This window comes from Paenirhizobium naphthalenivorans (assembly GCF_007992095.1).
In the GTDB taxonomy this organism is placed as follows: Bacteria; Pseudomonadota; Alphaproteobacteria; order Rhizobiales; family Rhizobiaceae; genus Allorhizobium; species Allorhizobium naphthalenivorans.
This window is the reverse complement of record NZ_BJZP01000001.1, coordinates 319,349-332,077: the sequence shown is the minus strand read 5'-3', so window position 1 is coordinate 332,077 and position 12,729 is coordinate 319,349. Positions and strand designations below refer to the sequence as shown.

The window sequence follows — 12,729 nt, the reverse complement described above, 5'->3', positions numbered from 1 at the left end:
TGACAGTATTGTCAGGGTGCAGGAAGCGTGCCGACACATCAAGTCGGAGAATGGAACAATGTCGAAAATCGAGTACTTTGAAAAAGACGGCGCGCGTGTTGGCTATCGAGACGACGGGGAGGGGCAGCCGCTCATCCTCGTGCATGGGACGGGAGGAGATGGCGAGGCAAACTTCTCGGGCCTGATGCCATACCTGTCGGGCAGACGCCTGCTGCGGCCTGATTATGCCGGGTCCGGGCTCACCGATGATCCGACGGAAGTGCTGACGCTTGACCATCTGGTCGGGCAGGTGGTCGCCGCGGCAGACCATGCCGGGCTTGATACCTTCGATCTCGCCGGTTTTTCGCTAGGCTCCGCCGTCGCGACGAGGCTTGCCGCCCTCCATCCCGACAGAGTCAGCAAGCTCGTGCTCATCGGCGGTTTCGTAACCGGTAGAGATCCGCGTTCGCAGCTACAGTTTCGACACTGGGCGGATTTGGCCCGCAAAGACCCCGAGGCACTCACGCGTCTGATGCTGCTGACCGGCTTCAGCCGCGATTTTCTGTCCGGGATCGAAGACATCGAGGCGTTCGTCTCAGACATGGTCAATGGTAGCAACTGGCAGGGTATCGCCCGACAGTCAGAGTTGGACCTGAGGGTCGACGTCTCAAAAGACCTTGGCGCAATCAAAGCGCGCACGTTGGTTCTTGGTAACCGACACGATCAGATGGTCGATCCGGCGGCATCAACGGTGCTTGCCGGTGGTGTCGCCGGCGCGGCTCTTGCCTGGATCGAGGGGCCACATCTGGCTCTGATGGAAACGCCAGATGTTGTTGCGCAGCTTATGCAGTCCCATCTGATTGCCTGAGCGCTTGACGCCGTGCCGCCGCCACCTGGCACCTTGACGGCGGTTGCTTGGTCTGAGGAGCGGCCCCTCCCATGTGGAAACCGCCAATGTCCACTTCCGGCTGACCTATTTGCTGCGCATGCCGCCAGCAAGAAACGCTTGTGGCCACCATTTACCGTTTTGCGATGATCTGTGGCACATTGGCTATTGCTGGCGGCAATCGGCGGGGCTGGCGGGCCATGCACGATGATGAGCCCAACGTTTACGCTATAGCCCTCTAGCGCCGCACACTGTGGCAATCCGAACCAGACATCGCATCGCGATTTGTCACATCATGCGTCCTGCGCCAGCGAGGCGCCCCATGCACAGCGCTGATCCGGCAGCGCCGACGAGCAGGGCGATACCGGCCCAGGACAATCCGCCTGCTCCCGCGGTTTCGAGAATGACACCACCCACGACGGCTCCGCCGAAAATGGCGATATTCCATGCTGTGACGATCATTGCCTGCGCCACGTCGGCCGCCGGGCCGGCCGCACGTGCTGACGCGGTCTGAAAGACCGTCGCCGACCCGCCGAATGCCAGTCCCCAGATAAGTGCGGCCCCGTAGATCGCCAACGGTGCTCCGGTCGTCACCGCAAGTATCAAGACGGCCACAAGAAACAGGCCGATGCCGGTGAAGGTCAGTGGTCTCAGCCATGTGTCGATCAACGCGCCCGTCAGGCCGATACTGACAAGTGCGGCGCCCCCGAAGGCCAGAAGGACATGTCGATCCGGTCGGCCATGCCGTGGCCGGTCAGAAGTGGCGCGATGTAAGTGTACAGGAGGTTGTGAGCCAGCACGTAGCAGAGCGTCGCCGCCAGTACCGGCCGCACGCCCGGAACTGCAAAGACCTGGGCCAGGGAAGGGCGTTGCGTTTCAGGCTCGCCGGCAAAATCCGGCACCTTTGCGACGATCCAGCCAGCGAGCAGCAGTGCACTGACGCTGAGCAGACCGAAGGTCAGTCGCCAGCCGGCGAGGTTGCCGATAAATGTGCCGGCCGGGATGCCGATGGAGAGCGCCAACGGCGTCCCCGCCATCGCAATGGCCATAGCCCGTCCCGCCAAATGAGATGGCGCCATGCGAACCGCATAACCGGCCAGCAACGCCCATAGCAGGCCGGCCGACACACCGCCGACGAAACGTGCCGCCATCGCGACGATGAAGCTGGCCGTCAGGGCCGTCACCAGATTGGCGATGGCGAAACCGACGATGGCGCTAAGCAGGAGCGGTCGTCTGCGCCAGCTTCGTGTCGCTGCCGTCAGCGGGATCGCAGCGAGCAGCGATCCCAGCGCATAGATACTGATCCATTGTCCGGCCATGGCCTCGCTCACTCCCAGCGAGCCCCCGATCTGCGGGAGCAGACCGGCAGGCAGGGCCTCCGTCAGGATGGTGACGAAACCGGCAACCGCCAGTGCGGTCAGACCTGCCACCGGCAGCCGTTCGACCCGGCACGTCACGCTGAGGCCTTCGGCAGCACCAGATCGCCAACGGTGTAGGTGTGAAACTCGCTCGACGAGACGGTGTCGAGCTTGCGGAACTTTTCGAGGAATACCGGATCGGAAAAGAAAATCTCGACGTCGCCCGGATCTGAGATCGCCTCGATATTCACGACTGTCAGCCCATCGGTGCTCTTGGCAAGGTTGCTCCACAAAAAGCCAGGCTTCCGCTCGGCGACATAGTGGACGACCTCCTGGATCAACCGAAACGCTTCCTCCTGCTGGCCGGGGTGAGCGTGAATCACGTTGACGATGAAAGTTGTTGGTGCCGGTTGGTTAGTAAAGGCGGGGATCATGTGCGTCTCCTTGGTTTCGCAAGGCCAAGGGATAGCGGACGGCTCGTTACGGAAAAACAGGCCATCATTCCGGTGACTACGGAATAAAATTCCTGTAACAGTCAGGGCATGGACAAACTCACTGCGTTCGACGCCTTCGTGCAATCGGCTGAAACCGGCAGCTTCGTCGCAGCCGGCCGCAAGCTCGGCCTTTCCGCCTCTGCGGTCGGCAAGGCGGTGGTTCGCCTTGAACAGCGGCTGAACGTGCGCCTGTTCCATCGCAACACGCGCAATATGACGCTTACCGAAGAAGGGCGGCTATTCCTCGAACGCTGCCGCCTAATCTTCGAGGAGATCGAGGCGGCCGAAGCCGAGCTTGCCCGGTCCAACCGAACGCCAAGAGGCCGGCTGCGGGTCAGCCTGCCGCTGGTCGGCATGTTGCTGACACCGGTGATGGCTGAATTCATGCGCGCCTGGCCCGAGGTCCAGCTCGATCTGGATTTCAGCGATCGGCTGGTGGACGTCGTGGAGGAAGGGTTCGATGCGGTCATTCGCACCGGGCAACCATCTGACAGCCGGCTGATGAGCCGCAATGTCGGACGGTTCCAACTGAAAATCGTCGCCTCACCCGACTATCTGGCGAGATGCGGCCTGCCAGTCACCCCTGACGACTTGACCCAGCATCAGTGTCTTCACCAGCGTTCGCCAAGTACCGGCAAGCTACGCCCCTGGCCGTTTGCTCGTGCGGAAAGACAGGGAAAGATTGTTCTGCCCGAGCGGATGAGTGCGACGGCGGTCGATCCTCTGATCGAGTTGGCGATCGAGGGAATGGGAATTGCCTGTCTGCCTCCCTTTGCGATCCGTGACGAGATCGCTGACGGCCGTCTCGTGTCCATCCTGGACGAGTGGGTAACCGAGACCGATCAGTTCAATGTGCTCTGGCCGGCCAGCCGCCAGATCACGCCCAAACTGAGGGCGTTCGTCGACTTCATGGCCGAGCATCTGCAGCCGCAATAGGCGCGGCAGATCGCGTCGACGCCACTGTTTTGGTGGCGGGCGGAGCCGCGGCGGTTTGGCGCGCGGTACGGAAGAAATCGGCGGTAATTTCGTAGCTATCGCGGAGAATATCGCACCTTGGCGTAGAATCAGCGGGGCTGGCGGAGGAGGTGGGACCGTGAAGGCATTTGGGGCGCATGGCAGCGACAGCGGGGTTTGGGAGCTTGGCAAATGAGTTCACCCGCGTAGTTGCTACCATCACTCTGGCGGGCATCATAAATCTTACCTATCTTCGCCTCAAAGGCGGAGGTGAAAATGACGGAAGACGATTCGACCAACATTGAGCAGTCAAGTCACACTGCGATCGGCGACTTCCTCGGCGCTGGAAAAGTAGTCTCGGCGCTGATTGGACCGATAACTCAAGGGGTGGGCAAACTGCTCACGCCAGGACAACGCCGCCGCGACAATAATGCTCTCCAGAAAATATTTCACAGTTGGGACGATGCCTTCAACGCAAAAGGGTATCGAGTAAAAGGGGCGGAACTGTCGATTGCCGAAAGGGCTGACCTTAGGCTTACCGTCGAAAACGTTATGCATCAGGCCAATCGCGAAGATGTCGCGATAGCGGCAATTGAACATGCAGAGATAGATACCGCACCTGTTGACCCTGCTATTCCGCCACCTGACTTCGCTTGGATCAGCCGCTTCTGGAGTATCGCGGAGAAGGTTACTGACGAAGATATACAACGGTTCTTTGGAATGGTCCTATCGCGACGTGCAACCCGACGATCAAACGTTAGCGCGCGCTCGTTAGAGTTCTTGTCACTGCTATCGCGCGAGGAAGCTAAGGCGCTGGAACGGATTGCGTCTTTGACCATCGCGATGAGTGACCAAGGTGCACCAAACTGGGGTGTCTTGAATCGCTTTTCGCTGCCCGTGAGCGGATCGAAGTTTGGCAGTGAGCATCCCCTGAATGCGAGAGTAGCGATGTACGTTCAGCCGTTGGAACAGCGGCTATTCGGCTCTCTGGGTGTTTTCATAGAAGATGGTTGGGCGCATGGTTTCTATTACTGGAAATCAGGTCCGGGAAAATTCTCTTTTCAGATCGGCACTCGCAGCTTCTCTGTTCTGGCAAGCAGCAAAGACCTTAACGATGAAGGCTCGTTTTCCCTCGGGAGCGGTGTCGGCCTCTCGCCATTGGGTCGCGAGTTGGTTTCGCTGATCAAAACTCCAGCAGATCAGGGATATATCGAGATAGTCATTGAGGCGATGAACGCGTCAGGCATTAGTTGGGAAGAAACCACTTAGGCTCTAGCGCCGCAGCAGCACCATAAAATGCAGTGCGGCTGGCTGAAAAATTTGGCCTTCGCCATAGCAAAGCTCATATCCCCAGACGAGCCGGACAAAGCCGCTTCGATCTTGCGGCGAGCTTTGGCCTCGCAGGGTTTTATTATGCAGGCCTTGGGAGATGATCTGACGCTAGAGCATGCGGCTATTTGGGGGGCTGCGCGCTCTGAACCCATTGTGAGCCTCTGGCGAGAACGCCTTTTCGGCGCGGCAAACGATGCGGTCTTGGCGAGAGAGGTGTTGGCAGCCGAACGCTTCGGCGCTGCTCGATTTATACGTGATTTGGTTTTCGATCTGGCAGCAAGCGCAGACAGCTTGGACCATGCCTACGCAGCCGCAATCGCCGGTTACTCATCTCAAAGCAACGAAATGACTGAAGTAATTCAACGGTTCGTGAATAACGTCGGCGTATCTGGCGATGCAGCCAAAACCGCGCAATTGTCCCATCAGGCAGCTCAATGGGTGGAGAAATGGGTTGCAGACATGTGGGCAACTCCTGAGGAATTCTGGCGGTACCTGATTATCGCAAAGACCAGTCTGGACGCCCGGGTACCAGCAGAACCAAAAGCTAAGACCCTGTGGGCGCACTATGCCCCTGTATTCCGGCGGGTGCGGAAAGCCGCCTTGAACGAACGGGCTAAGGAACGAGAAAAAAAGTTGCTCGGTTTGGAAGCCCCTGATCGTGTCTTCATCACCCTGCCTGTGTAACTTGAATACCGGGTTCAGCTGGCCGCGTGGCAGGAGCGGGAAGTGAATGATTGGCAGCTAGCAGGCGGGACTGGTCGTCAACTGCGCTTGGCACAGAGCTCCGGCTCCCGCCCCGTTGCGGAAATCATTTCCGCTTTGCGCCCGCAAGTCGGTCGTTTGAGCGTCCGTCGTGCGCGACCAAATGCAGACGCGATATCGGCGCCTGATGCGCTGACTTGATCTATGACTAAATGACATAAAGATCTCTTTATGTGATTGACGAGAATGCCCGCGACGGGCATGGTGTCCGCATCGTGGTTCTGCGGGTTTTGCGACCCGGAGCTAAGAGGGAATACGGTGCCGATGCCCAGAGCATCCATGCCGAAGCTGCCCCCGCAACTGTAGGCGGAGAGCTGTCGTTCACTTATGTCACTGAGGAAGACGCCTCGGGAAGACGGACGCCGGCGATGACCCGCAAGCCAGGAGACCTGCCGCGATAGATAACGTCCACGGGCGGGGTGTCCCGGTGTGCCGCTTTTTGCGATCGGCACACCCGTGTGCGTCTCGCAGATGCGTCGTGCCCATGCCTTGCCCATAACCTTCGGGGTACAAGGAAATGAGCATCAAGACGGCAAATCTCGGCTTTCCCAGGATAGGCAGGAAACGCGAACTGAAGTTTGCGCTCGAAGCCTATTGGGCAGGCAGGAGCGACGAGGCGACCCTTCTGCAGGTGGCGCGCGATCTGCGGCAACGGCACTGGAGACTGCAGCAGGAGCACGGGATCGACGTGATCCCGTCGAACGATTTTTCACTGTACGACCATGTGCTCGACCATGCGGTCATGGTCGGCGCCATTGCGGACGGTTATGGCTGGACGCAAGGGCCGGTCTCGCTTCACACCTATTTTTCGCTGGCGCGCGGCGAGCGGGGGAGCGACAAGGCCGATTGCGGCTGCGCCAACCACCAGGGCGTCGGTCGCGCCGCCCTCGAGATGACCAAATGGTTTGACACCAACTATCATTATCTGGTCCCGGAATTCGACGCCGGCCAGCAGTTCTCGCTGACAGAGAACAGGCCGCTCGACGCCTTTCTCGAAGCGAAAGCGACCGGCATCCACACACGCCCGGTGATTCTTGGCCCCGTCACGTTCCTGAAGCTCGGCAAGGCGCGGGACGGATCGGATCCGCTCGACCTGCTCGATCGGCTCCTTCCGGTCTATCGCCGGATCCTTGCCGAACTGAGGGGGGCGGGCGCGGATTGGGTGCAGATCGATGAGCCCTGCCTTGCCCTCGACCTGACCGACAGGGAACGCGATTGCCTGACGCGCGCGTTTACGGCCTTCGCCGAGGCTGTCCCGGACCTTCGGATCATGGTCGCAAGCTATTACGGAGCTTACGGTGACAATCTTGCGACCGCACTGGCCTTGCCGGTCGAGGGTCTGCATGTCGATGGCATTCGTGCCGCCGCCGAGCTGAAACAGCTCGTGACGCAGGCGCCCGCGCACATGACCCTCTCGCTCGGCCTTCTCGACGGGCGCAATGTCTGGCGCGCCGATCTGGACGCCATTCTCCGCGAGCTCGGCCCGCGGCTCAAGGACCGTGCCGGCGGCCAGCTGCAACTGGCGCCGTCCTGCAGCCTGCTGCACCTTCCCTATGACCTTGCCGATGAAGTGGCGCTCGACCTGGAGCTCAGAACCTCTCTCAGCTTCGCAACCGAGAAGCTGGAGGAACTGGCCGTGCTGAAGGCGGCGCTCGGCGGCAACCGCGAGGCCGTCGAGACCAAGATTGCCGCCTCCGTCCGGGCCGCGGCCGTGCGGCGCGGATCGCGCAAGGTGCATGATCCGCTCGTCGGGGGGCGCCTGGCCGAACTGACGCCCGAGATGGCGAAGCGCCGGAGCGCCTTTGCGGTCCGCCGCCCGCTTCAGGCCGACCATCTGGCCCTGCCACCGCTGCCGACCACGACGATCGGTTCGTTTCCGCAGACCGCCGAGGTTCGGGCCGCGCGCGCCGCACACCAGCGCGGGGAACTCTCCTACCTCGACTACCGCGCCTTCCTGGAGCGCGAGACCGAGGCGGCGATCCGTTGGCAGGAGGATATCGGTCTCGACGTGCTCGTGCATGGCGAGTTCGAACGCAACGACATGGTGCAGTATTTCGCCGAACAGATGAGCGGCTTTGCCTTCACCCGCAATGGCTGGGTGCAGAGCTACGGGTCGCGGTGCGTGCGCCCGCCGATCATCTTCGGCGACGTATCGCGCCCGCGGCCGATGACGGTGGATTGGGCCGTCTTCGCCCAGTCGAAAACGTCGAAGCCGATGAAGGGCATGCTCACCGGTCCGGTCACCATGCTGCAATGGTCTTTCGTTCGCGACGACATTCCGCGGGATGAGGTCTGCCGGCAGATCGCGCTTGCCATTCGCGATGAGGTGGCCGACCTTGAAAAGGCGGGGATCGGCATCATCCAGATCGATGAGCCTGCCCTGCGGGAGGGTTTGCCGCTACGGCGCGCCGACTGGGCGGCCTATCTCGCCTGGGCGACCGAAAGCTTCCGGCTGTCCGCCTCCGTCGTCTCGGACAGCACCCAGATCCACACGCACATGTGCTATTCCGAATTCAACGACATCATGCCGGCCATCGTTGCCCTCGACGCGGACATCATCTCCATCGAGACGTCGCGCTCGAAGATGGAATTGCTGAATGCCTTCGGCGACACCCATTACCCCAACGAGATCGGACCCGGCGTCTATGACATCCATTCCCCGCGTGTGCCGGAGGTGGACGAGATGGTGGACCTCCTGCGAGCCGCGGCGGAACGCATCGATCTGTCGCAGCTCTGGGTCAATCCGGATTGCGGCCTGAAGACGCGAGCCTGGGCGGAGGTCAAGCCGGCAGTGGCCAACATGGTCGCCGCCGCGCGCCTGCTGCGCCAGCGCCTCGCACAAACCGACGGCTGGAGGATCAGCGCATGAAGCCCCATATCATGGGCGAAGGGGAGCCGGCCGCAGGGCCGGCTCCCACGACCTTGACCGACATCGTCTTTCCCGGCGCCACCAATCACCACGGCACGCTGTTCGGCGGCGCAGGCCTGTCGGCCATGGATCGCGTCGCCTTCGTGGCGGCGACCCGACACGGCAGGGTCCCCTTCGTCACCGCGTCCTGCGAGCGGGTGGAGTTCAAGAAACCGGCCCATGTCGGTGACATCGTCTCGTTCATCGCCAAGCCTGTCCGTGCGGGCAGGCGGTCACTCACGGTCGAGGTGGAGATGGTGGCCGAAAGCATCGTTGCGGGGGAACGGCACAGCTGCACGCGCGGCGCCTTCCACATGGTCGCCGCGCCCGACCCGGTGCTGGGGACCGAATGGTCCCTGCCGCCGCTGGCGACCTCTCACGCAGCGCCGCCCCCGGACAAGGTCAGGATGGCGGACGTCGTCTTTGCCGACCAGGCCAACAGTTCCGGCACGATGTTCGGCGGCGATGCGATCGCCTTCATGACTAAGGCCGCCTTCGTCGCCGCATCGCGCCGCTCGCGGCGGCTGGCTGTTCTCGTATGTTCGGAGCGTCTCGATTTCCATCATCCGATCCGGGTCGGCGCGATCGTCGAAGCCGTGGCGCGTGTGGCGTCGACGGGGCGGTCCTCGATGAAGGTGGAAGTGGAACTATGGTCGGAACATCTTTTGAGCGGAGAGCGAAGCCAGACCGCCAAAGGCCTGTTCGTCATGGTCGCGGTGGATGGCTCACACCGGCCGGCCCCGGTTTTCCCCGATGAATTCGACAGCGGACAATCATAGTCGTTGACGCGAAGGGAAGCTCGTCTACTATATCTAGTGTTCGAGGTTCCCTTCGATTCGTTTCGCGAATCCTGGGGCTAAGACGGGAATTCGGTACCGGACATGAGGTCCGCGAAGCCGAGGCTGCCCCCGCAACTGTGAACGGCGAGTGCCTGCTCCATCATGCCACTGGGTTTTCCCGGGAAGGCGGAGCAGGCGTGATGACCCGTAAGCCAGGAGACCTGCCTTGATCGAAACATCCGCCGGCGGGGCGTCCGGCAGGTTACGGTTTTCCGCGTCTGGATGTACCCGGTCGCGCGCCGTCCTTGTTGCCCCGTCAAATCGTCTGCTTCGGGGTGAAGGCCATGAACATGTCATTCCAGATCATCGCTGATCCGTAGTCGTTTCGACTGCGGTCATTCGCTTCGTACTGCCCAAATTCCGATTTTGCTCCGGACTGAATCCAGCCCGGCAACGCCTTTCTGCGCCCAGATTTCACGAGGAAACCATGTCCATCACCGTCTATTCCAAGCCCGCCTGCGTTCAATGCACCGCCACCACCCGCGCCCTCGACCGCCAGGGTATCGAATACTCCGTCATCGACGTCTCGCAGGACGCTCGAGCCTTCGCCCTCGTGCAGGAACTGGGCTACCGCCAGGTGCCTGTCGTCATCGCCGGCGAGCAGCATTGGGCCGGTTTTCGTCCGGACATGATCAGCGCGCTCGCCTGACGGGTCGGCACCCATGGGCGGCCTCGTCTATTTCTCCAGCCGGTCGGAAAACACGCGGCGTTTCGTCGAGAAACTCGATCTTGGCGGGCTGAGGCTGCCGGTGGATGCGAGTGAGGAGCCGCCGGAGGCGGAGGCTCCCTTCGTGCTGATCACGCCGACCTATGGCGGCGGATCGGAGAAGGGAGCGGTGCCGAAGCCGGTGATTCGCTTTCTCAACAATCCTCGCAATCGAAGCCTGATCCGCGGTGTCATCGCGGCAGGAAACACCAATTTTGGCATGGCCTATGCCATCGCCGGAGACATCGTCTCGGCGAAGTGCGGGGTGCCGTTCCTCTATCGTTTCGAACTTCTCGGAACGGCTGAGGATGTCGACAACGTCAGACAGGGACTGGAACGATTTTGGACACGCTGACCCACACGAAGACGAGCGCGCCTACCGAGGCCACGCTCGATTATCACGCGCTCAACGCCATGCTGAACCTCTATGACGATGAGGGGAAGATCCAGTTCGACAAGGACCGCCTGGCGGCTCGACAATATTTCCTCCAGCATGTGAACCAGAATACCGTCTTCTTCCACAACCTCCGGGAGAAGCTCGATTATCTGGTGACCGAGGGCTATTATGAGCGCGAAGTGCTCGACCAGTATGCCTTCAACTTCGTCCGCGACCTCTTCGACGAGGCCTATGCCCGGAAATTCCGTTTCCCGACCTTCCTCGGTGCATTCAAATACTACACGTCCTATACGCTGAAGACTTTCGACGGAAAGCGCTATCTGGAGCGCTACGAGGACCGGGTCTGCATGGTGGCGCTGACGCTGGCGCGCGGCAATGAGCAGCTTGCCCGCGATCTCGTCGATGAGATCATCTCCGGAAGATTTCAGCCGGCGACGCCGACCTTCCTCAATGCGGGCAAGAAGCAGCGCGGGGAACTGGTGTCCTGCTTCCTGCTCCGGGTTGAGGACAATATGGAGAGCATCGGGCGCTCGATCAATTCGGCCCTGCAGCTTTCGAAGCGGGGAGGGGGCGTGGCACTGTCGCTCACCAACATCAGAGAAATGGGCGCGCCGATCAAACAGATCGAGAACCAGTCCTCCGGAGTCATTCCGGTCATGAAGCTGCTCGAGGATTCGTTCTCCTATGCCAACCAGCTTGGCGCACGTCAGGGTGCGGGTGCCGTCTATCTCCACGCCCACCACCCCGACATCATGCGTTTCCTGGATACAAAGCGCGAAAATGCCGACGAGAAGATCCGCATCAAGACGCTGTCGCTCGGTGTCATCATTCCCGACATCACCTTCGAGCTCGCGAAGAACAACGAGGACATGTACCTGTTTTCGCCGCATGACGTGGAGCGGGTCTATGGCGTGGCCTTCACCGAGATCTCGGTGACGGAGAAGTATCGCGAGATGGTCGAAGACTCCCGGATCCGCAAGAAGAAGATCAAGGCGCGCGACTTCTTCCAGGTGATCGCCGAAATCCAGTTCGAAAGCGGCTATCCCTACATCATGTTCGAGGACACGGTGAACCGGGAGAACCCGATCGCCGGGCGCATCTCGATGAGCAATCTCTGCTCGGAAATCCTGCAGGTGAGCGAGGCAAGCCAGTTCAACGAGGATCTGTCCTATGCGCAAATGGGCAAGGACATCTCCTGCAATCTCGGTTCGCTGAACATTGCGTCTGCTATGGACAGTGCTGATTTCGGCAAGACGATCGAGACATCGATCCGCGCGCTCACCGCCGTCTCGGAAATGAGCAACATCGCCTCCGTGCCTTCAGTGGCCAAAGGTAACGCCGACAGCCATGCAATCGGGCTTGGCCAGATGAACCTGCATGGCTATCTCGCCCGCGAGCGAATCTTCTACGGTTCGGATGAAGGGATCGATTTCACCAATCTCTACTTCTACACGGTCACCTACCATGCGCTGAAGGCATCGAACCGACTGGCCGTCGAAAAGGGGCGGAGCTTCAAGGGCTTCGAGAACTCGAAATACGCCTCGGGTGCGTATTTCGACAAATACACGGAGCGCGAATGGCAGCCGGCGACGGAAAGAGTCGCCGAACTCTTCGACAAGGCCGGCATTCATATCCCGACACAGCAGGACTGGGCCGAGCTGAAGACGGCCGTCATGACGGGCGGTCTCTACAATCAGAACCTCCAGGCCGTGCCGCCGACCGGGTCGATCTCCTACATCAACCACTCGACCTCCTCGATCCATCCGATCGTCTCGAAGATCGAGATCCGCAAGGAGGGCAAGATCGGGCGTGTCTACTACCCGGCCGCCTATCTGACCAACGACAGTGTCGAATATTATCAGGATGCCTATGAGATCGGGCCGGAAAAGATCATCGACACCTATGCGGCAGCCACCCAGCATGTCGACCAGGGCCTGTCGCTGACGCTGTTCTTCCGGGATACCGCGACCACCCGCGACATCAACCGGGCGCAGATCTACGCCTGGAAGAAGGGCATCAAGACCATCTACTACATCCGCCTCCGCCAGATGGCGCTGACCGGCACGGAAGTGCAGGGCTGCGTTTCCTGCGCGCTGTGACCGCAAGGATTGAAT

The 12,729-nt window shown here is 60.8% G+C and carries 12 protein-coding genes and 2 riboswitches; of the genes, 9 read left to right on the top strand and 3 right to left on the bottom strand.

Annotated elements, in window-relative coordinates; genetic code table 11:
- Nucleotides 1–58 precede the first annotated feature (58 nt).
- On the top strand, nt 59–847 hold the full coding sequence (locus RNA01_RS01530) for an alpha/beta fold hydrolase (RefSeq protein WP_147178172.1): 789 nt from the start codon (nt 59–61) through the stop codon (nt 845–847).
- 306 nt (nt 848–1,153) lie between these two features.
- Here RNA01_RS01530 and RNA01_RS23985 read toward each other — a convergent pair whose 3' ends face one another.
- Genes RNA01_RS23985 through RNA01_RS01520 form a run of 3 tightly spaced genes read right to left on the bottom strand, consistent with a single transcriptional unit; the run spans nt 1,154 to nt 2,657 of the window.
- Nucleotides 1,154–1,534: an MFS transporter gene (locus RNA01_RS23985; RefSeq protein ID WP_235916350.1), complete on the bottom strand. Its 381-nt coding sequence runs from the start codon at nt 1,532–1,534 to the stop codon at nt 1,154–1,156.
- An 8-nt stretch (nt 1,535–1,542) separates the two neighbouring features.
- On the bottom strand, nt 1,543–2,322 hold the full coding sequence (locus RNA01_RS01525) for an MFS transporter (RefSeq protein WP_235916348.1): 780 nt from the start codon (nt 2,320–2,322) through the stop codon (nt 1,543–1,545).
- A complete protein-coding gene (locus RNA01_RS01520; protein WP_147178171.1) occupies nt 2,319–2,657 on the bottom strand; it encodes an antibiotic biosynthesis monooxygenase in 339 nt (112 codons plus the stop codon). The genes RNA01_RS01525 and RNA01_RS01520 overlap by 4 nt, the downstream gene beginning before the upstream one ends.
- A gap of 108 nt (nt 2,658–2,765) precedes the next feature.
- Between RNA01_RS01520 and RNA01_RS01515 the strand changes: the two genes are divergently transcribed.
- From RNA01_RS01515 to nrdE, 8 genes are all read left to right on the top strand, one after another.
- Entirely contained in the window at nt 2,766–3,653 is an 888-nt protein-coding gene (locus RNA01_RS01515; RefSeq protein ID WP_147178170.1) for a LysR family transcriptional regulator, read from the top strand.
- A 294-nt stretch (nt 3,654–3,947) separates the two neighbouring features.
- A complete protein-coding gene (locus RNA01_RS01510; RefSeq protein ID WP_147178169.1) occupies nt 3,948–4,940 on the top strand; it encodes a DUF2806 domain-containing protein in 993 nt (330 codons plus the stop codon).
- Between the two features lie 27 nt (nt 4,941–4,967).
- Nucleotides 4,968–5,687, top strand: coding sequence for a hypothetical protein (locus tag RNA01_RS01505; RefSeq protein WP_147178168.1), 720 nt, complete (start codon nt 4,968–4,970; stop codon nt 5,685–5,687).
- 277 nt (nt 5,688–5,964) lie between these two features.
- A riboswitch (cobalamin riboswitch) is annotated at nt 5,965–6,176 on the top strand.
- A gap of 106 nt (nt 6,177–6,282) precedes the next feature.
- A complete protein-coding gene (metE, locus tag RNA01_RS01500) occupies nt 6,283–8,634 on the top strand; it encodes a 5-methyltetrahydropteroyltriglutamate--homocysteine S-methyltransferase (protein ID WP_147178167.1) in 2,352 nt (783 codons plus the stop codon).
- Complete coding sequence (locus tag RNA01_RS01495) at nt 8,631–9,452, top strand: acyl-CoA thioesterase (RefSeq protein ID WP_235916346.1); 822 nt, start codon at nt 8,631–8,633, stop codon at nt 9,450–9,452. The genes metE and RNA01_RS01495 overlap by 4 nt, the downstream gene beginning before the upstream one ends.
- A 26-nt stretch (nt 9,453–9,478) precedes the next feature.
- Nucleotides 9,479–9,695, top strand: a riboswitch (cobalamin riboswitch).
- Nucleotides 9,696–9,939: 244 nt separating this feature from the next.
- Nucleotides 9,940–10,161 carry a glutaredoxin-like protein NrdH gene (gene nrdH, locus RNA01_RS01490; RefSeq protein ID WP_147178166.1) on the top strand — a complete coding sequence of 74 codons (222 nt, stop codon included), beginning with the start codon at nt 9,940–9,942 and terminating at the stop codon, nt 10,159–10,161.
- 13 nt (nt 10,162–10,174) lie between these two features.
- Nucleotides 10,175–10,573, top strand: a complete 399-nt coding sequence (gene nrdI, locus RNA01_RS01485) for a class Ib ribonucleoside-diphosphate reductase assembly flavoprotein NrdI (RefSeq protein ID WP_147178165.1) — start codon at nt 10,175–10,177, stop codon at nt 10,571–10,573.
- Nucleotides 10,561–12,714, top strand: coding sequence for a class 1b ribonucleoside-diphosphate reductase subunit alpha (gene nrdE / locus RNA01_RS01480; protein WP_147178164.1), 2,154 nt, complete (start codon nt 10,561–10,563; stop codon nt 12,712–12,714). Before nrdI ends, nrdE begins: the two co-directional genes overlap by 13 nt.
- Nucleotides 12,715–12,729: the final 15 nt, after the last annotated feature.